Source organism: Rhodoferax sp. U2-2l (assembly GCF_020594515.1).
In the GTDB taxonomy this organism is placed as follows: domain Bacteria; phylum Pseudomonadota; class Gammaproteobacteria; order Burkholderiales; family Burkholderiaceae_C; genus Rhodoferax.
Genome location: NZ_JAJCTH010000007.1, coordinates 78,132 through 97,124, shown reverse-complemented (window position 1 = coordinate 97,124; position 18,993 = coordinate 78,132). Strand labels below are relative to the sequence as shown.

The window sequence follows — 18,993 nt, the reverse complement described above, 5'->3', positions numbered from 1 at the left end:
CTGTTGGTGGCGCACCCAGCCACCCATGATGTGGCGATGAGGGCGCCCAGCGCCAAGACGGTACGGCGATGTGTCACGGCGAGACACGCAGCCGTTTCAGCGTCTCGGTGAGTGTGTCGTTGTCGGGGTTGAGCTTGAGGCCGGCACGAAAGACTTCCAAAGCCTCCTGCTGCTGGTTCGCCACCCACAGGACTTCACCCAGATGGGCGGCTATTTCAGCGTCGGGCCGGTCGCTGAAGGCGCCCTTGAGCAGGCGCAAGGCTTCGGCCAGGTTGCCACTGCGAAATTGTGCCCAGGCCAGACTGTCGATGATGAAGGGGTCTTTGGGCGCGAGTTCCAGCGCTTTGTTGATCAGCGCGATGGCCTCGGGCAGACGCAGGTTGCGGTCGGCCAGCGAGTAACCCAAGGCGTTGTAGGCGTGCGGGTCGTCTGGCTTGGCGGCGATCAGCTGGCGCAGCAGGCGCTCCATCTCGGGCAGGTTGCCCAGTTTTTCGTGCGCCATGGCCAATTCGTAGACCAGATCCAGATCCTCCGGGTATTGCGCAGCAAGTGTTTGCAACCTGTCGCGGGCCCGCTCAAAAAGTTTGTTGTCGCGCAGCAATTGCGCCTCAGCGGTGCGTTTGAGTCGGACGTCTGCGTCCGAGTTCTCGGGCAGCCCGCGGATCAGGTTGATTGCATCATCCACCTGGCCTTGTTGCGCCATCAGGGCGGCCCGGCGAATTTGCGCCCGTGGCATGTCTTCGGGGGTGTCTACACGCTGCAGCCAGTTTTGCGCACTGGTCAGGTCCTGGCGTTTGACGGCCAGTTCTGACAACGAGAAAAACGCTTGCGAGCGACCGCGCTGGGTGTCGGCGTGTGGCGGTTCGGCGGGCGCGGCATCCACCAGCGCCAGATACTGCTGCAATTGCTGCTCGGCAAGATCGAGTTGACCCGCCTGCAGTGCCAGCGCGCCGTCAATCAGCCAGGCATCGGCGTAGTCGGGCGTCTGGGTTCTGATGCGTTGCAATTCGCGTTTGGCATCGTCTTCACGCTGGTTTCGCAGCAGTGCCTTGATGTAGGCCATGCGGTAGGGCGGCCGCGCGTGGGGCAGGTGCTTTTTGACCAGCAGTTCTGCCGACGGTGTCTCAGGGCTCATCAGCGACAGGGCCAACAGCGCCGGGTGTTCGGATTTGGCATCAACCGCCAAGCCTTTCGCGGCGGCCTCCAACGCTTTGGTCTTGTCGCCGGCAGCGAGCCAGACCCGCCCGATCGACGCCCAGGCGGTGGCGCCCACGGCCGGGTCGTTCAGCCAGTTGGCCAGCGCTTTCTGAAACGTCAACGCCGCCAGATGCCGCTCGCCCAGTCGCTCAAAGGCAGGCGGCAACGACCAGATCAGGTCGCGCCGATCTTTGGCCGGCGCCAGAGCAATCTCGCGCTTGAGCGGCTCCAGCGTGTCGGCCACCCGGTTCAGCCCCAGCAGAATCTGCAGCACAAAATGGTTGGCTTCCCGCGAGTCGGGCAGCGCCAGGCGCCAGGCCTTGGCGGCTTGCAAGGCCGACTCACCCGAGCGCGCCTGCAGCGCAATCTGGACCGCCCGCTTGAACACTGCTGGGTCGCGAGATTTTTGGGCGGCGTCCAGCATCAGCGAGAACGCGGCGCCAGGTTCTTGCGCACGGGCGTTGAGTTCACCGAGCAAAATTTCATAAAAAAGCGGTGCCGTCAGCGCCGACCTTTTGGCTACCGGCTCAGGCGGGCTGGCCGTCTGGGCGTGCAAGCCCATTGTGCAAGAGATCAAAAGGGGCAATAAAACTGTTTTGAGGCGCATCCGTTCATAATAATCCATGCTTTCCCCGACTGGTCTCCATGCCTGAATTACCCGAAGTTGAAGTGACCCGGCGCAGTTTCGTCGACGCCATTGAAGGGGCGCAAATCACGGCGCTGCACCTGGGCAAACCGCTGCGTTGGCCGCTGGGTTGTCTGCCCGATGCCCTGGTGGGACGAACGGTGCGCACGGTGGGCCGGCGCGGCAAGTATCTATTGATGGCCTTGAGCGATGGCTGGTTGGTGCTGCACCTGGGCATGTCAGGCAGCTTGCGGTTTGCACGTGATTTGCCCGCGCCCGGGGCGCACGATCATTTTGAACTGTGCACCACCCACGGCAGCTTGCGTCTGAACGACCCGCGGCGTTTTGGTGCGGTGGTGTATGTCGACAGCCTGACGTCACCCGCCGCGCTGAAATTGCTGGGGCACCTGGGCATGGAGCCGCTCTCGGAAGACTTTGAGCTGGAGAAATTTGCCCAGGGTCTCGAGTTGCGCAAATCGGTCATCAAACAGGTGTTGCTGGCCGGGGATCTGGTGGTGGGGGTGGGCAATATTTATGCGTCCGAGGCGCTGTTTCTGGCTGGCATACGGCCCACTTGCCGGGCCAACCGGTTGAGTCGGCCACGCGTGGCGCGTCTGCACGCCGCCATCCGTGATGTGCTGGCCCGGGCGGTGGAACAGGGCGGCAGCACCTTGCGCGATTTCTCCAACGCCGATGGGCACGCCGGGTATTTCCAGCTGCAAGCCAGGGTGTACGGTCGCGCGGGTCAACCGTGCCACCCATGCGGCGCTCTGATCAAGATGATCCGCCAGGGTCAGCGCGCCACGTTTTACTGTCCCGTTTGTCAAAAGCCATAAAAAACCGTGCCCAAAACGCGTTGGCAAGGGTGCTATATTGGTTGGATGCTCACGTTTTGGAGGCAGATTGGGAACGTCATTCAACGAAAAATTTGACCAGCACAGTGTCTGGCGGCGTGAGTTTGCGTTGCGTTTGAAGCTGTTGGCCCAGTGGTTGCAGGATCAGGACCTGATGGACGCCTCGGTCGAAGACCGGCTGCATCGGCTGGAAGCCCAGGTGCGGGTCGACAAGGTGATGGTGGCTTTTGTGGCCGAGTTTTCGCGCGGCAAATCCGAGCTGATCAACGCCATCTTCTTCGCCGGTTACGGTCGTCGCATCATGCCCGCCAGCGCCGGGCGCACCACCATGTGCCCCACCGAGATGGGGTTTGATGCCGAGGTGCCGCCCTGCCTGCGCCTGTTGCCCATCGAGACCCGCCTGCATCCCCAGTCGCTCATGGAGTGGCGCATGGTGCCGGAGAAGTGGGAGCGTATTGACCTGGAGGTCAGCAACCCCAAACAGCTGTCCGAAGCCTTTGCCAAAGTGGCCGAGACGCGGCGTGTCACGCAGGAAGAAGCGCGCGCGCTGGGTTTCTGGCACGCCCAGTCCAGCGACAGCAACCCGGTGCCGGACGCCAATGGCTTGCTGGAAGTGCCCAAATGGCGGCATGCCCTGATCAATATCGCGCACCCGCTGCTCAAACAGGGCCTGGTCATTCTGGACACGCCTGGCCTGAACGCGATTGGCGCTGAACCTGAGCTGACGGTGAGCCTGATCCCGCAGGCGCAGGCGGTGGTTTTCATCCTGGGTGCCGACACGGGTGTGACCCAATCTGATTTGTCGATCTGGCGCGAACATCTGGTGGAAGACGGGCAAGACCTGTCGACCCGCCTGGTGGTGCTGAACAAGATCGACACCTTGTGGGACGCGCTGGACAGCCCGCAAGAGGTGCAGGCGCAGATCGAGCGGCAAAAACGCAGTTCAGCCGAGATTCTGGGCATTACGCAGGATCAGGTGGTGGCCGTGTCGGCGCAAAAAGGGCTGGTCGGCAAGGTCAAGAACGACGCCGCGTTGCTCAAGCGCAGTTGTCTGGACCAACTGGAAGACGCCCTCAGTCACGACATCATGGGGCGGCGGCAAAAGATTCTGGGCGCCGCCGTGGCGCGGGGCATTGCTGCGCTGCGCGGCGAAACGGGGCGGTTTGTGCAGGTGCGGCGCCGGGATCTGACCGAGCAGTTGCTTGAACTCCAGGGCCTGCAGGGCAAGAACAAGCCGGTCATCAAAAACATGCGTGCGCGGGTGGCGCAGGAGCAGGCCGAGTTTGATGCGGCCGGCGTCAAGATTCACGCCGTGCGCTCGGTGCACATGAAGCTGATGCGCGAAATTTTCGCTTTGCTCGGGCCGCAGGCACTCAAGGACGAGATGGCGCAGCTCACTGGCGCGCTCAAGCAAAAAGGCTTCAAGCTGGGCATCAAGCGCTCTTATGGAGAAACCTTTGAGCGTCTGCGTGCCAATGTGCGCGAGGTGCACGTCAAAGGGTTGGAAATCCACGCCATGTTGGTGGCCACTTTTTTGCAGCTCAACACCGAGTATGGTTTTTCGCTGCAGGTGCCCGATGAGCCACAGGTTGAACCCTATTTGAATGATCTGGACCTGATTGAGCGCAGCCATGTGCAGTATCTGGGCATAAGCAACGCGTTCAGACTGGCGCAGCCCGAGTTTGCCGACCGGCTGGTGCGCGCGCTCAGCAACCGGCTGCGCAGCGTCAATGAAACCGCTTTGAGCGACATCGAGGCGTGGAGCAAGTCTGCAGCCTCCCAGCTGGATTCGCAGCTACGTGAACGGCGCAAGAATTTTGTGCGGCGGCTGGAAGCCATCGACCGTATTGCGCAAGCGTCCACCGGGCTGGACGAGCGCATTGCCGAAATCAACGGCCGCAGCGCCGAGCTGGACCAGGCCGAGCGCAAGCTGGTTGAGTTGACCGACTCGCTGTTGCAGATGACCACCCCGGCGCGTTTTGGGGTGGCCATGCATGCGGCCTAGTTCCCCCAGCGACAGCTTCGCGCAGGCGCTGGTGCGCTGGCAGTTGGCGCATGGACGGCATGATTTGCCGTGGCAAACCCAGCGCGATCCGTACCGCGTCTGGCTGTCCGAGATCATGCTGCAGCAAACCCAGGTGGTGACGGTGCGAGACTATTTCGCCCGGTTCCTGGCGCGTTTTCCCGATGTGGCGGCCTTGGCGCAGGCCCCGTTGGACGACGTGTTGGGCTTGTGGAGTGGCTTGGGTTACTACAGTCGTGCGCGCAACCTGCACCTGTGCGCGCAACAAGTCATGGCTTTGCACGGTGGCGCGTTCCCCGCCACGGCGGCCCAGTTGCAGACCTTGCCGGGCATCGGGCCCTCCACCGCTGCGGCCGTGGCCTCCATCTGTTTTGGCGAGCGGGTGGCCATTCTGGATGGCAATGTCAAGCGGGTGCTGACGCGGTATCTGGGTTTTGAGGCCGATCTGGCCAGTGCCGCCAACGAGCGCCGCTTGTGGCAGGAGGCCACCCGGCTGTTGCCGGACGATGACCTGGCCAACACCATGCCGCGCTACACCCAGGCCATCATGGACCTGGGTGCCACCGTCTGCACCGCCCGAAAACCTGCCTGCCAGATGTGCCCGATGCTAGGGCCTTGCCAGGCGCAGGCGCAGGGCAATCCGGAAGCCTTCCCGGTCAAGACGCGCAAACTCAAACGCACAGCGCAAACCCTCTGGTTGCTGTGGGCCGTCTCGCCTGACGGTGCGGTCTGGCTGAGTCAGCGGCCCACGCCCGGGGTTTGGGCGGGTTTGTATTGCTTGGCGCTGTTTGATGACCGCGACGCCTTGCAGGCAGCCGTGGCAGCTGGCCCGACGGGCGTGTTGGAAGATCAGCCGGTCATCAAACACGTGTTGACGCACAAAGACTTGTATTTGCACCCGGTGCGTGTCGCCATGCCCCAAGGCGGGTCGCCAGCGGTGCCGGGTGACTGGGTGCATGCTGACCGCTGGCCCCGGCTGGGCCTGCCAGCGCCGATCCGCAAGTTGCTGAGCGCCTAGTACTGCGTCAGAGAAATGGAGGAACAAAATGAAAACGACAGATTTTTCTGACTGGCTAGGCGAGAGGAGGCGACATAGCCGTAGCTATGGCAACGACGAACAACAACGCCAGGCAGGAAAAGATGCGTTTTCATGTTCCTGTATTTCTGTGGCGCAGTACTAACGGGCGTCCATCTCGCGGTGGCGTTTCAGGGTCACCCAGCGCGCCTTGAACAGGTCGGTGAGCTGCTCCACCAGGTACACCGAGCGGTGTTGACCGCCGGTGCAGCCAATCGCCACAGTCACATAGCTGCGGTGGTTTTGGGCCAGATCATCCATCCAGCTGTCCAGAAAGCCGTGGATGTGGTCCAGCATGCGCTGCACCTCGGGTTGCCGCTTCAGAAAGTCGGCCACGGGCGCGTCCTGACCGGTGAGCGCGCGCAGCTCCGGCTCGTAATGCGGGTTGGGCAACATGCGCACATCAAACACATAGTCCGCATCGCTGGGTATGCCGCGTTTGAACGCAAATGACTCAAACACCAGGGTCAATTGGTCGCCCGGTGCCCCAATGAAGGTTTTTACGTAGCTTTGTAGTTGCGTGGGGCGAATCACGCTGGAGTCAATCACATGCGCTTGCATGCGCAGGGTGCTCAGCAAATCCCTCTCCACCTCAATGGCCTCGGCCAGCACATGGTTCTGATCGAGCAGGGCTCCCATTTGCGCGCCTTGCGACAGCGGATGGCGCCTGCGGGTTTCGGAAAAGCGCCGGATCAGGGTGTCGGTGGTGGCGTCCAGAAAAATGCAGTCCAGCTGAAACCCCTGCGTCTTCAAGGCCTTGAGCTGTTCCGGCACCAGCGGCAGCGAGCTGGCGCTGCGCACGTCGATGGCAATCGCCAGACGTTTGACCTGGTGGCTGTGCTCCAGGTCCACCAGCGGCATCAGCAATTCAGGCGGCAGGTTGTCCACGCAGTAAAAGCCCAGGTCTTCCAGCGCGTGCAATGCCACCGATTTGCCCGAGCCGGACATGCCGGTGATCAGCACAATTTGGACGTCTTGTCTCGAAGTGGGCATCTCAGGCACCTTGCAGTTGCAACATGTCGCGCGCGTGGGTCAGCGTGCTGGCCAGGATGCGTTCACCGCCGAGCATACGTGCCAGTTCGGTGACCCGTTTTTCACCTTCGACCAGTGTGACCGAGCTGACGGTAGCGGCGCCAGCCAGCTGTTTGCTCACCACCAGATGCGAGTCGGCGCAGGCCGCCACTTGCGGCAGATGGGTCACGGCCAGCACTTGCCTGTCGGTACCCAACTGGCGCATCAGCCGCCCCACGGTTTCGGCCACAGCACCGCCGACACCGGCGTCCACCTCATCAAAAATCAGCGTTTGCGCCGTGCCCAGCTGGCTGGTGGTGACCGCAATGGCCAGCGCCAGGCGTGACAACTCACCCCCCGAAGCCACCTTGTTGACCGGGCGCGGTGTGCTGCCCGCATGCCCGGCCACCAGGAAGTTGACCTCTTCCAGCCCGGTTTGCAGCGGTTGGCTAGCTGCCTGACACTGCACCTCAAACTGACCACCCTGCATGCCCAGCCCTTGCATGGCCAGGGTGATGGTGTTGGCCAGCTTGGGCGCAGACTTTTTGCGGGCTTGGGTCAGCTTGCCAGCTTCGCGCACATAGCCTTGCCAGGCAGCGTCCAGCGCGCGCTCCAGCGCCTGCAGGTCGGCGGCGGCGTCAAGTGCTTGTAATTGTTGCTTCCAGCCGGTCAGCAGGTCAGTCAGATCTTCCGGGCTGCGTTTGTAGCGCCGCGCCAGCGATACCCACAAGCCCATGCGTTCGTCCAGCGCCGTGAGCCGGTCCGGGTCCAGCTCGGTTTTGCGCAGGTAGCCGCGCAGGGAGTGCACGGCGTCTTCCAGCTGCGCCAGGCTGGAGGTCAAAACCTCGCTCAATTCTTGGAAGGCGGGTTCGATGTGCGCTTGTTTTTGCAATGCATCGCTGGCGCTCCCAACCCGGCTGCTGGCGCTGTTCTCATCTTCGTCCAGCAGTTGCAAGGCTGACTGGGCAGCGTCCAGCAGTGCCTGGGCGTTGGAGAGCCGGGTGTGCTCGGCGTTCAGGCTGTGCCATTCGTCTGGCGCCGGGGCCAGTTTTTCCAGTTCGCCAATCTGCCAGGTCAGCCGCTCGCGTTCGTTCAACAGCGAGTCTTGTGAACTGCGGGCCTGGGTCAGCTTGTCCTGCGCTGCGCGCCAGGCATGCCACTGGGCTGACACGGCATGGGTCGACACGTTGGCATACGCGTCCAGCAAGCCCCGCACCGATTCCGGGCGGGTCAGGCTTTGCCAGGCGTGTTGGCCGTGAATGTCCAGCAGTTGCTCACCCAAGGCGCGCAACTGGGTGGCGGTGGCCGGGCTGCCATTGATCCAGGCGCGGCTTTTCCCCTGGGTGTCGATGGTGCGGCGCAGCAGCAGGCTGGCGTCTTTCTCAAACCCGGCCTCATCCAGCCAGCCCGCTACCGCCGCAGTCGCCTCAAACTCGGCGCTGACATCGGTGCGGGCCGCGCCCTCGCGGATCAGCGCCACATCGGCGCGCCCGCCTGTGACCAGTTGCAAGGCGTCCACCAGGATGGATTTACCGGCGCCCGTCTCGCCGGTCAGCACGGTAAAACCGCTGGCCAGTTCAAGATCAAGCTCTCTGACGATGACAAAGTCGCGCAGGATGATGCGTTTCAGACTCACGTTGAGGCTACTCCTTCATTCCAGTGCAGCTTTTCCCGCAGGGTGTCGAAGTACGACCAGCCCTTGGGGTGCAAAAACCGCACATGGTGGTTCGACCGGGTGACCTCGATCCGGTCACCATGCATGAGCGATGCCAGCGACTGCTGGTCAAAACTGGCGCTGGCGTCCCGCCCTGCCACGATTTCAATCGCAATATGCGACGTATTGGCGAGCACGATGGGCCGGTTTGACAAGGTGTGCGGCGCAATCGGCACCATCACCCAGCCAGGAATGGCGGGGTGCAACAGCGGCCCACCTGACGAGAGTGCATAGGCGGTCGAACCTGTGGGTGACGCAATGATCAAGCCGTCCGCCCGCTGGTTGGCCACAAAATGGCCGTCCACCTCCACGCGAAGCTCCACCATGCCTGAGGTCGCGCCCCGGTTCACCACCACATCGTTGAGCGCCATGGCGGTGTAAACACAATGGCCGTCGCGGATCACCCGGCCATTCATCAGGCTGCGGTGGTCTTCCACATACTCGCCGCGCAACATCTTGCTCAGGCAACTGGCAAAGCTGTCATAAGGAATATCTGTGATGAACCCCAGACGCCCTTGGTTGATGCCGATCAGCGGCACACCATAGGACGACAGCTGCCGCCCAATGCCCAGCATGGTGCCGTCTCCCCCCACCACCAGACCCAGGTCACATTGCTCGCCGATTTGCGCAACGGTCAATGCAGGGTAATCAGCAATGCCCATGTTGCGGGCCGTGTCCCGCTCAAGCACCACGTCGCAGCCCTGATCATGCAAAAAGTGCGCGACGGCCTCCAGCGCCGCGCGTGAACCGGCAAGGGTCGCAGCGCCTGCCGACGTCTGGTACTTGCCGATCAAGGCGACGAGCTTAAATTTGGAATCCATCCATAAATTACATCACTAAAATGAAATCATGCTGGATGACCGTGCCAAGTTATTACTCAAAGCGCTGGTGGAGCGCTACATCGCTGATGGCCAGCCGGTAGGGTCACGCACTTTGTCCAAGGCGTCCGGCCTGGAGTTGTCGCCCGCCACCATCCGCAATGTGATGTCTGACCTGGAAGACCTCGGTCTCATCGTCAGCCCGCACACCTCGGCCGGGCGTATTCCCACGGCGCGTGGCTACCGCATGTTTGTGGACACCATGCTCACGGTGCAGCGCGGCCATTTTGGCGAGCACAGCCTGGCACCTGACCAGCCGCAAAAAGTCATCGCCAATGCGGCCAACCTGCTGTCGAGCCTGTCGCAGTTTGTCGGCGTGGTGGTGGCACCCAAACGGACCTCGGTGTTCCGGCATATCGAGTTTCTGCGTTTGTCCGAGCGACGCCTGCTGGTGATCATCGTGTCCCCGGAAGGCGACGTGCAAAACCGGGTTATCTTCACCGAGGTGGACTACGCGCAGCAGCAATTGGTGGAAGCCGCCAACTATCTCAACGCCAACTACATCGGTCTGGACATCGAGCAGGTGCGCGAGCGCCTGAAAAACGAGGTCGAGTCCTTGCGTGCCGAAATTGCCAGTCTGATGAACGCCGCACTGGCCGCCAACACCGAGGTGCTGGCTGAAACCGCTGACGAAGTCATCATCTCCGGCGAAAGAAACCTGTTGTCGGTCAGCGACTTCGCCAACGACATGGGGCACCTGCGCCGCGCTTTTGACCTGTTTGAACAAAAAGCCCAATTGATGCGCCTGCTCGACGTCACCGGGCGCGCCGAAGGTGTGCGCATCTTCATCGGTGGCGAGAGCCAGGTGGTGCCGTTTGAAGACCTGTCCATCGTCAGTGCGCCCTACGAAGTGGATGGGCAGGTCGTGGGCACGCTGGGCGTGGTTGGCCCCACCCGCATGGCGTATGACCGCATGATCCAGATTGTGGACATCACCTCCAAGCTGGTCAGCAACGCGCTGAGCCACCACAAGTAGCCCCTACAATCCTCGGTTCGGTTGGGGGCGTTAGCTCAGTTGGTTAGAGCAGAGGACTCATAATCCTTTGGTCCACAGTTCAAGTCTGTGACGCCCTACCAAATTTTTAGGCTATAATTCATAGCTTAGCGGCTGTAGCTCAGTTGGATAGAGTACTTGGCTACGAACCAAGGGGTCGTGGGTTCAATTCCTGCCAGCCGCACCATACAGAACAAGGACTTACATTCGAAAGGATGTAAGTCCTTTTTTCTTGCCCTTGTGTGTTCTGGTAGCCGGATGGTTGTCGTGCAAGCCACAGCAGCCCAACGATTGCTACGAAGGCCACGCTCGGTCATGGCAGCGTAGCCGCATCCAGATCAGGGCGACTCGCAAAGCTCCCGGAACTTGCCCACGGCCTGCGCGCGGTTGGTCACATCGAGTTTCTTGAACACCCGCTGCATGTGGTTCTTCACAGTGAATTCGCTGATGTTCAGAATGCAGCCAATTTCCGGGTTGGTTTTGCCCAGCGCCACCCACAGCATGATCTCTGCTTCCCGGTTCGACAAATTGTGGCTTGGCGTCGGAATGACATCCTTCAGTGCCGGTTCCAAGAGTGTCCGATCTGGCGTTTGATCCGGCAGATGGCTCACCTGGCGCAGTGCCGAGTCAACGTAGGGCAGGAGTGAGCCCACGGTGGCTCGGTCCGCCTGGCTGTACTCCAACCTGCCACTGAAGATGACATACAGGCACTCGATGCCGTGCCGCTCATCACTTATGCCATGCACCATGGCGCTGCGCATGACCTTCAGGGCGTTGCCGAGCATGCACTGAAGCCCGGTGTTTTCCAGCAGAAATCCGCTTTCGCCCACCTTCATCGCGTATGGGCGCTTTTTGAACTCGGTCCAACGCTGGTACAGCTGCAGCATCAGCGGTGTCAGGGTTTCGGCATCTGCGTTTTGCGATCTAACGCCCGCGATGGGAGAAATGACGTCATGGCAAAGTTTGCCGTCCTGAAAACTGCCCCAAGCTGCTATCAGGATGTCATGGGGCAGGTAGTACTGCATTTCTCCCTGCAACCAGATCAGCAGGTCGAAATGGGTGCGAATCTGCACCGCCTGTGAGACCACGCGGTGGTAGTGTTGGACATCAACGGGTGATGCTGGGGGGTGGAATAGTTGCAAGCTGTGAAGATCGGGTGAGCTGGAAATAGGTCGATTTATAGGGCAAAAGCGTCGCTGTGCGCTGGACCATCCGTGATGCCCGACTGTGGCCGGTGATGGGGTCGTCATCCGTTCGTTAGCGTACACAGGTGTATCCGCAAACCCCAACACTGCCATCCAACCGCTTTGCGCCATGGCCAGCGCAGGTCAAGCCGACAGCGTCGTCTGGTCTCAAAAACCCCGTCTTCATGGCCCCATTTAGTCCATTAGGACTATTGTTGTGCCGCCCCACCCCACGGGACAATTGGCCCGAACCCCTCAACGATTCCTCAGGAGTTCTCTGACCATGTCTTCCCACTTTGCCGAGCGACAGCCCGACGTCGAACCCCTCGGCAACGTCAGGGACTATGTCAACGAGTTCGTCGCTGCTGTTCAGGCTGGCAACTTGCTCGATGGCTTCAGCCGCCGTGACACCTTGCTGCTCAGTGGCTACCTGGAATGTTTTGGCGTCCCACGCCATTGCACCGTGTTGCGCGAGGGTGCCGAGGGCGACTTTCTGGCCATTTTGGTCACTGGCGGCGCCGTGATCACCAAGCAGCACAACGGCACCGAAAAATTGGTCTGCGTCGTCGACCCCGGCGACATGATCGGTGACATTTCGATGATCGAACGGCGCAAGCGGTTTGCCAGTTGCGTCACCACGATGCCCAGCGACTTTGCGGTGCTCAGCATGGCCAATTTTGAGGCCATGCTGGCTGAACACCCGCGGCTGAGCAACAAGGTCCTGCTCGCACTGCTTCACATCACCGCCGGCCGCCTGCGCCGCGCGACCAAAGAAATGCTGCCCAGCATGGTGGACTTCGGTTTTCTTTGATGGGGGCGGCCCGTTGTGCCCAAGCCCATCCAAAGACAAGTTGCCTCAACCCTGCGTGGCCCGTCACCTCATGGCCTGAGTGCGGCGTGACCCGGCCAGGTCAGCATAGTCCGAATGGACTATCGACGCAAAAGAGGTGTGCAACTAGTATTTACCCGTAGTGATCTTGCTACCTGTCTTGGAGGAATACGCCATGACACTGAAATCCGTCATTGCCGCAGCAGCGTTCACGATGTCCTGCCTGGGCGCTTTTGCATCCACGGCGAATCTCCCTCATGAGCCACAAAGCTCCCACATGATGTTGCTGGGTGTGGGCATGATGGGTGTGATCGTCTGGCGCCGTCTCAAGTCCGGCAACGCGTGAGTTGTTTGGCACCGGGTCTGTCGCACAGCCACCGCGACCAGGCGGCGGGCCCCGTCTGCAATCTAGCCAGCTATGCCTGAAAGCTCCCACCTGATGGATGGCCCCGTGGCCCTGCCATCTGCGGCCCCCAAGCGGCCGGCAGGGCCGTCCACCGCGGGCAATGACAACCTGCTGAGCCAACTGGAGGCGTTTGTCGGTCCGGTGGCCTACGTTCTGTCTTTGTGGGCGTTGTCGCAGTATTTTGAGGGGGCGATCCGGCCTCAGTACCTAGTGTTGTCGCTGGTCACCTTCGCCATCTCGTTCCCGGGTGCGGCCCGTCTGCAGGCATCGGTGGCATCGCTGGCCGGTGAAAGTGTGGTGAACTGGGCCTGGACCGCCAGCCTGTTGCTGCTCATGGGGTGGGTCACCGGGTACATCAATGCGTTCCCCGAGCCCGTTCTTTACACCTGGCTGTGGCTGGCGCCGTTGGGCAAATTCGGCGCCGCCGTTGCCCTGCGCAGCATGGCGCCCACGCTGCTCAGCTGGCACGGCCCGGCCCAGCGCGCCTTGATTGTCGGCATGAACGAGCAGGGGCTGGCGCTGGCCAACAGCATCAACGCGTCGGCTTACTGCCGCATCAAGCTGATTGGTTTCGTCGACAACCGTAGCGACGAGCGGCTCGACACCAACCAGGGTTACGCCCTGCTGGGCAAACATGAGCAACTGGCCGACATCGTGCGCAAGCACAACATCAAACTCATCTACCTGTCCTTGCCCATGGCGTCCCAGCCGCGCATCCTGCATGTGCTGGATGAACTCAAAGACACCACCGCCTCGATTTATTTTGTGCCCGACATGTTTGTCACCGACCTGATCCAGGGTCGAGCCGCCGCCGTCTGTGGCACATCGGTGATTTCGGTGTGCGAAACCCCGTTCAAGGCAGCCAACGGCACCGTCAAACGCATCAGCGATGTGGTTTTTTCGCTGGTGATCTTGCTGCTGATCTTCCCCATCCTGCTGGCGATCGCCGCGGCGGTCAAATGGACCTCACCCGGCCCGATCATCTTCAAGCAGCGCCGGTACGGCCTGGATGGCGAGGAAATTCTGGTCTACAAGTTCCGCTCGATGAGTGTGACCGAGGATGGCGGCACCATCCAGCAGGCGCAAAAGAACGACACCCGCATCACCCCGCTGGGCGCTTTTCTGCGCCGCACCTCGCTCGATGAGCTGCCCCAATTTGTCAACGTGTTGCAGGGCCGCATGAGCATCGTCGGCCCCCGCCCCCATGCCGTGGCGCACAACGAGTTGTACCGCAAGCTCATCAAGGGCTACATGGTGCGCCACAAGGTCAAACCCGGCATCACCGGCTGGGCGCAGGTCAACGGCTACCGGGGCGAGACCGACACCCTCGACAAAATGCAGGGCCGCATCGACTACGACCTGGACTACCTGCGCCACTGGTCGCTGCAGCTTGACATCGACATCATCATCAAAACCGTCCGGCTGGTCCTCAAAGACCAGAAGGCGTACTGAGCCATGTTGCTGCGCGCCTGCCCCCTGTTGCCGGTGTCGATGCTGATGTGTTTCAGCGTGGCACCCGTCTGGGCGCAGGAGCCCGACACGCTCAGGCTTCGCGCCGACCACACCCTCAAGACGGACAGCAACTTGTACCGGCTGTCGTCCAGCGACGATGTGTTGGCCAAGACGGGCCGCGACAGCGCCGCCGAGCGTATCGCCATCACCACGGTAGGCTTGTCGTTCAACAAGGCCTACAGCCTGCAGCGCCTTGAGCTGGACCTGAACCTGGTTGACTACGACTATCAGAACTTCAACCAGTTCAGCTACACGGCCAACAACTACGCCGCCGCCTGGCGCTGGAGCCTGACGCCGCGTTTTCATGGCAGCCTGAGCACCGCCCGTCAGGAGACGCTCAACAGCTTTGCAGACTATCAGGGCCTGACCCCCGTCGACCAGCGCAATCTGCGCGCCAATACCACCAGCGCGTTGGATGCCAGCTACGACGTGGACGGTACCTGGAGCCTGCTGGCCGGCGTGTCGCGCATCAACCAGACCAACCAACTGACGTTGGGCACCGGTGACGACTACAGCGCCAACTCGGCCAGCGTGGGCGTGCGCCGTGCTTCGGGCTCCAACAGCACCTTCAGCTACATCGTCAAGACCTCCAGCGGCAAATACCTCACCACCAGCGACAACAACAGCGAATTCAGCCAACTTGACAACGAACTGCGTCTGGCCTGGGTGCTCAGCGGCAAGACCAGCGCCAGTCTGATGGCCGCCCACATCAACCGCAGCCACCCCAGCGACCCCCGGCGCGACTACAGCGGCTTCAACACCGGTGTCAATATCACCTGGAACGTCACCGGCAAAACTGCGCTGGCCGCGAGCTGGGTGCGCCAATTGGGCAGCTACCAGACCAGCTACGCCAGTTACACCCAAGCTGACCGGCTGTCGCTGGGCCCGACCTGGCAAGTGGGCCGCAAAACCACGGTGGGCCTGCGGTACGACCTGACCCGGATCGACTACCTTGGCGCGTCCACCGCGGTGCCCGCCGCGCAGCGCCAGGACACCCTGCGCGACACCAGCCTGTCACTCAAATGGCAGCCCTATCCCTTGGTGGCCCTGAGCGCTGCACTGACCAAAAGCACGCGCGATGCCACGGTGACCAATCTGCCCCCACTGGACTACCGCAGCCACACCGCGAGCCTGACGGCTCAGTTCAGCTTCTAGCCCACGCCTTATGGATACCGCCATGCCACACCTTCCCGCCGCCACGGCCACCCCCCCCAACCCCACCAGGACGGACCCCATGCACCTTCGACTTGTGCGATATCTGCTGGCCATCGTGCTGGCTGCCACGGGCCTCCACGCTGTTGCCCAGCCCAACACCCAGCCCGATTACCCCTTGGGCGCGGGTGATGCGCTGCGCATCCAGGTGTTTCAAAACCCTGACCTCACGATGGAAACCCGGGTCTCTGACAACGGCTCGATCAGCTACCCGCTGATCGGCACGGTCAGCCTGGGCGGCCTGTCGATTGGCGCGGCCGAGAAGAAAATTGCCACCGCGCTTGAGGCAGGCGGCTTTCTCAAGCAGCCCCAGGTCACCATCCTGCTCACGCAAATCCGCGGCAATCAGGTGGCGGTGCTTGGTCAGGTCAACCGCCCGGGTCGATTTCCCTTGGAAACGGCCAACACCCGCGTCTCCGACATGCTGGCCAACGCCGGCGGAGCCACCGCCACGGGCGATGATGTGGCCATCATCAGCGGCATGCGCGGCGGCACAGCCTTTCGCAAACGCATCGATATCGCGTCACTGTTCCTGTCCGATGGCGCGCCAGACGACATGGTGCTGCAGGGCGGCGACGCTATTTACGTGCACCGTGCCCCCGTGTTCTACATCTACGGCGAAGCCCAGCGCCCTGGTGCCTACCGTATCGAGCGTGGCATGACGGTGATGCAGGCGCTGGCCCAGGGCGGTGGCCCAACCGCCCGTGGCTCCGAAAAACGTCTGCGTCTGCACCGAAAAGGCGCCAACAGCAGCATCACCGAGCTGACGCCGGCGCTCACCGACGCCGTCTTGCCCAACGACGTCCTCTATGTCAAAGAAAGCCTGTTCTGATGACACTCCAACAACTCCTGCTCATTCTGAGAGCGCGCTACCCCGTGGTACTGCTGGTGTTTCTGGTCTCGGTGGTGGGCACGGCCGTGGTCAGTCTGTTGCTCCCCAAACAATACACCGCCAGCGCCGTTGTGGTGCTTGACGTCAGGTCGCCCGACCCCGTCACGGGGCAAATGCTGCAAGGCATGATGACCCCCGGCTACATGGCCACCCAGGTCGACATCATCAACAGCGACCGCGTGGCGACAGCGGTGGTTCGCCTGCTCAAGCTCGATGACGACCCGGATACCCAGGCCCGATGGATGGCCGGTGCCGGCGGCAAAGGCCAGTTGGCCGACTGGCTGGCCAACGGGCTGCAAAAAAACCTGAGTGTGCTGCCCAGCCGCGACAGCAATGTGATCCAGGTCAACTACACCAGCGCGGACCCCGAACAGGCCGCCACCCTGGCCAACGCGTTTGCCCGCGCCTATATCAACGTCAACCTGGACCTGCGCCTGGCCCCGGCCCGCCAGTACGCGGCCTTTTTTGACGAGCAAACCAAAGCCGCCCGCGCCAGACTGGACGCCACCCAAAAAGCCTTGTCTGACTACCAGCAGCAAAACGGCATCACCGCCACCGACGAGTCGCTGGACTTCGAAACCGCCAAGCTGAACGAAACCAGCAGCCAACTCACCGCCATTCAGGGTCAAACCACCGACAGCCAGAGCAAACGCCAAAGCAGCCAGACCGACACCGTGGCCGAAGTCATGCAAAGCTCGCTCATCAACGGCCTGAAGGCCGACGTGGCACGCCTGGAGGCCAAGTTGACCGAGAGCAGTGGCAACCTGGGAAAAAACCACCCGCAAACCCAGCGCAGCGAGGCCGAGTTAGCCACCCTGAAAGCCCAGCTGAACTTGGAAACCCGCCGGATCACGAACAGCATTGAGACGAGCTACCAGGTCAGCCGACAGCGTGAGGCCCAGTTGCAGGGTGCGCTGGCCGGGCAGAAAAACCGGGTGCTGCTGCTCAACAAACAGCGCGACGAGCTCAATGTGCTGCGCCGTGACATGGAGTCGGCCCAGCGCGCGTTTGAGGTGGTCAGCCAACGCGCCGCCCAAACCAATCTGGAGAGCCAAACCAACCAGACCAATATTGCCGTGCTGAACCCCGCGTTTGCCCCATCGGATCCATCCAAACCCAAGCTGTTGCTGAACATGTTGCTCTCGATCTTGATGGGTGGCTTGTTGGGGCTGGGCCTGGCGCTGGTGCTGGAGATGGCCCAACGCCGGGTGCGCAGCACGGCCGACCTGACCGATGCCCTTGGCCTGCCCGTGCTGGGCAGCATTGCCCCTACTGGAGCCCGCGCATGAACGCCATCAACACCATGGCCAAATTGATCACCCATGATCGCAACCGCACCATGGGCGACTTGCTGGTGGGCAGCGGCCGTCTGCGACCGGCTGATCTGCAGCGCATTCTGGACAGCCAGGCGCACAACCAGATTCCATTTGGTGAAACTGCCAAGGCACTGAACCTGCTCACCCAGGCCGACATCGATTTGGCCCTGAGCCAGCAGTTTGACTACGCTTACCTCAGCCCGACCGACACCAGCCTGAGCCCTGAACTGGTGGCCGCTTACCAGCCCTTTGGTGTGACCAGCGAAAACTTGCGCGCGGTGCGCAGCCAGCTGTTGCTGCGCTGGTTCAATGGCGAGCTTGGCCATCAGATGCTGGCGGTGGTCAGCGCAGGTGCGGGGGAGGGGCGCAGCTTTGTGGCTGCCAACCTGGCCATTGTGTTTGCCCAGCAAGGCCAGCGCACCCTGCTGATGGACGCCGACCTGCGCACCCCGCCAGAGCGCGGCCAGCACAGCCTGTTCAAGCTGGCGCGGGGTGTCGGCTTGTCAGCCGTGTTGGCCGATCGGGCCAGCCTGGCGCAAGCTCTGCAGGCCGTGCCCAGCTTGCCCCACCTGGTGGTGTTGCCCGCTGGCGCAATGCCGCCCAACCCGCAGGAGTTGTTGGGCAGGCCCAACTTTGGCCAGCTGCTGCAGCAAGTGGCCAGCCAATTCGATGTGGTGTTGATCGACACCCCGGCAGGTGCCCACTTTGCCGATGCCGAGCTGATTGCCGCGCGCGCCGGTGCGGCCGTGATGGTGGCGCGCAAAAACATCAGCCTGCTCGCCCAGACCACCCAACTGGCCCAGCGCCTGCAGGGCAGCGGCGTGGCGTTGGTGGGCTCGGTGCTTAACGATGCCTGAGATGAATCAACCACGCCCCCAGCGCAGCGCCCAGCGCATCCGCGGCGAGGTCATCCAGACCGGCGCTGCGGCCGGGCAAGCTGGCCTGGTGCCACTCATCGAGCACGCCCACCGTCACGGCGCCGCCGAAAGCCAGCAGCCACAGTCGGCGCCCGCGCCAGCCGCTGGCGTAGCCGATGCAGAGCGCCAACACGGCGAACACGCAGGCATGTGCCAGCTTGTCCCACGGTGGCGGAATCAGCCCCACCGCCACGGGTTGGGCACCGCCTACCCACAAACCCAGTGGCAGCCCCACCGTCAGCAACACGGCCAACACCCGCACCACCCGTTGCCTGCTGCCTGAAACACGTGTTGTGACCACCCGGACTCCTCCCATGAACCTTTTTGCCGCCATCCAGACCTGCCGTGTGCCGC

The 18,993-nt window shown here is 62.1% G+C and carries 17 protein-coding genes and 2 tRNA genes; 13 read left to right on the top strand and 6 right to left on the bottom strand.

Annotated elements, in window-relative coordinates; translation table 11 throughout:
- Nucleotides 1–73: 73 nt before the first annotated feature.
- Nucleotides 74–1,759, bottom strand: a complete 1,686-nt coding sequence (locus tag LHU53_RS08360; protein ID WP_227332184.1) for a tetratricopeptide repeat protein — start codon at nucleotides 1,757–1,759, stop codon at nucleotides 74–76.
- Between the two features lie 83 nt (nucleotides 1,760–1,842).
- On the opposite strand from LHU53_RS08360, the gene mutM reads away from it, so the two are divergent.
- From mutM to mutY, 3 genes are all read left to right on the top strand, one after another.
- Entirely contained in the window at nucleotides 1,843–2,658 is an 816-nt protein-coding gene (mutM, locus tag LHU53_RS08355) for a bifunctional DNA-formamidopyrimidine glycosylase/DNA-(apurinic or apyrimidinic site) lyase (RefSeq protein ID WP_227332183.1), read from the top strand.
- A 67-nt stretch (nucleotides 2,659–2,725) separates the two neighbouring features.
- Nucleotides 2,726–4,681, top strand: a complete 1,956-nt coding sequence (locus tag LHU53_RS08350; protein ID WP_227332182.1) for a dynamin family protein — start codon at nucleotides 2,726–2,728, stop codon at nucleotides 4,679–4,681.
- Complete coding sequence (mutY, locus tag LHU53_RS08345; protein ID WP_227332181.1) at nucleotides 4,671–5,717, top strand: A/G-specific adenine glycosylase; 1,047 nt, start codon at nucleotides 4,671–4,673, stop codon at nucleotides 5,715–5,717. The genes LHU53_RS08350 and mutY overlap by 11 nt, the downstream gene beginning before the upstream one ends.
- A gap of 159 nt (nucleotides 5,718–5,876) precedes the next feature.
- On the opposite strand, the gene rapZ is transcribed toward mutY, so the two are convergent.
- From rapZ to LHU53_RS08330, 3 genes are read right to left on the bottom strand one after another with little or no spacing between them, the layout of a single operon-like run.
- Nucleotides 5,877–6,767: an RNase adapter RapZ gene (gene rapZ / locus LHU53_RS08340; RefSeq protein WP_227332180.1), complete on the bottom strand. Its 891-nt coding sequence runs from the start codon at nucleotides 6,765–6,767 to the stop codon at nucleotides 5,877–5,879.
- A gap of 1 nt (nucleotide 6,768) precedes the next feature.
- Nucleotides 6,769–8,421 carry a DNA repair protein RecN gene (gene recN, locus LHU53_RS08335; protein WP_227332179.1) on the bottom strand — a complete coding sequence of 551 codons (1,653 nt, stop codon included), beginning with the start codon at nucleotides 8,419–8,421 and terminating at the stop codon, nucleotides 6,769–6,771.
- Entirely contained in the window at nucleotides 8,418–9,320 is a 903-nt protein-coding gene (locus LHU53_RS08330) for an NAD kinase (RefSeq protein WP_227332178.1), read from the bottom strand. The genes recN and LHU53_RS08330 overlap by 4 nt, the downstream gene beginning before the upstream one ends.
- A 28-nt stretch (nucleotides 9,321–9,348) precedes the next feature.
- Between LHU53_RS08330 and hrcA the strand changes: the two genes are divergently transcribed.
- The 3 genes from hrcA to LHU53_RS08315 all read left to right on the top strand — a co-directional run bounded on the left by hrcA (nucleotide 9,349) and on the right by LHU53_RS08315 (nucleotide 10,558).
- On the top strand, nucleotides 9,349–10,353 hold the full coding sequence (gene hrcA / locus LHU53_RS08325; RefSeq protein WP_227332177.1) for a heat-inducible transcriptional repressor HrcA: 1,005 nt from the start codon (nucleotides 9,349–9,351) through the stop codon (nucleotides 10,351–10,353).
- A gap of 24 nt (nucleotides 10,354–10,377) precedes the next feature.
- Nucleotides 10,378–10,454: transfer RNA gene (locus tag LHU53_RS08320), tRNA-Ile, on the top strand.
- Between the two features lie 27 nt (nucleotides 10,455–10,481).
- Nucleotides 10,482–10,558: transfer RNA gene (locus LHU53_RS08315), tRNA-Arg, on the top strand.
- A gap of 151 nt (nucleotides 10,559–10,709) precedes the next feature.
- On the opposite strand, the gene epsA is transcribed toward LHU53_RS08315, so the two are convergent.
- On the bottom strand, nucleotides 10,710–11,687 hold the full coding sequence (gene epsA, locus LHU53_RS08310) for an XrtB/PEP-CTERM-associated transcriptional regulator EpsA (RefSeq protein WP_227332176.1): 978 nt from the start codon (nucleotides 11,685–11,687) through the stop codon (nucleotides 10,710–10,712).
- A 151-nt stretch (nucleotides 11,688–11,838) separates the two neighbouring features.
- Between epsA and LHU53_RS08305 the strand changes: the two genes are divergently transcribed.
- The 7 genes from LHU53_RS08305 to epsG all read left to right on the top strand — a co-directional run bounded on the left by LHU53_RS08305 (nucleotide 11,839) and on the right by epsG (nucleotide 18,579).
- Entirely contained in the window at nucleotides 11,839–12,366 is a 528-nt protein-coding gene (locus LHU53_RS08305) for a Crp/Fnr family transcriptional regulator (RefSeq protein WP_227332175.1), read from the top strand.
- 193 nt (nucleotides 12,367–12,559) lie between these two features.
- On the top strand, nucleotides 12,560–12,730 hold the full coding sequence (locus LHU53_RS08300; RefSeq protein ID WP_227332174.1) for a PEP-CTERM sorting domain-containing protein: 171 nt from the start codon (nucleotides 12,560–12,562) through the stop codon (nucleotides 12,728–12,730).
- A 105-nt stretch (nucleotides 12,731–12,835) separates the two neighbouring features.
- The gene (locus LHU53_RS08295) at nucleotides 12,836–14,242 is read left to right on the top strand and encodes an undecaprenyl-phosphate glucose phosphotransferase (RefSeq protein ID WP_370632252.1); all 1,407 of its coding nucleotides are present in this window, start codon (nucleotides 12,836–12,838) and stop codon (nucleotides 14,240–14,242) included.
- 3 nt (nucleotides 14,243–14,245) lie between these two features.
- The gene (gene epsL / locus LHU53_RS08290) at nucleotides 14,246–15,457 is read left to right on the top strand and encodes an XrtB/PEP-CTERM-associated polysaccharide biosynthesis outer membrane protein EpsL (RefSeq protein ID WP_227332173.1); all 1,212 of its coding nucleotides are present in this window, start codon (nucleotides 14,246–14,248) and stop codon (nucleotides 15,455–15,457) included.
- A 79-nt stretch (nucleotides 15,458–15,536) separates the two neighbouring features.
- Nucleotides 15,537–16,346 carry a polysaccharide export protein EpsE gene (gene epsE / locus LHU53_RS08285; protein ID WP_227332172.1) on the top strand — a complete coding sequence of 270 codons (810 nt, stop codon included), beginning with the start codon at nucleotides 15,537–15,539 and terminating at the stop codon, nucleotides 16,344–16,346.
- Nucleotides 16,346–17,695, top strand: a complete 1,350-nt coding sequence (gene epsF / locus LHU53_RS08280) for a chain length determinant protein EpsF (RefSeq protein ID WP_227332171.1) — start codon at nucleotides 16,346–16,348, stop codon at nucleotides 17,693–17,695. The genes epsE and epsF overlap by 1 nt, the downstream gene beginning before the upstream one ends.
- A complete protein-coding gene (gene epsG, locus LHU53_RS08275) occupies nucleotides 17,692–18,579 on the top strand; it encodes a chain length determinant protein tyrosine kinase EpsG (protein WP_227332170.1) in 888 nt (295 codons plus the stop codon). The genes epsF and epsG overlap by 4 nt, the downstream gene beginning before the upstream one ends.
- Here the strand turns inward: epsG and LHU53_RS08270 are convergent.
- Nucleotides 18,566–18,940, bottom strand: a complete 375-nt coding sequence (locus LHU53_RS08270; protein ID WP_227332169.1) for a VanZ family protein — start codon at nucleotides 18,938–18,940, stop codon at nucleotides 18,566–18,568. The genes epsG and LHU53_RS08270 overlap by 14 nt on opposite strands.
- Between the last annotated feature and the right edge of the window lie 53 nt (nucleotides 18,941–18,993).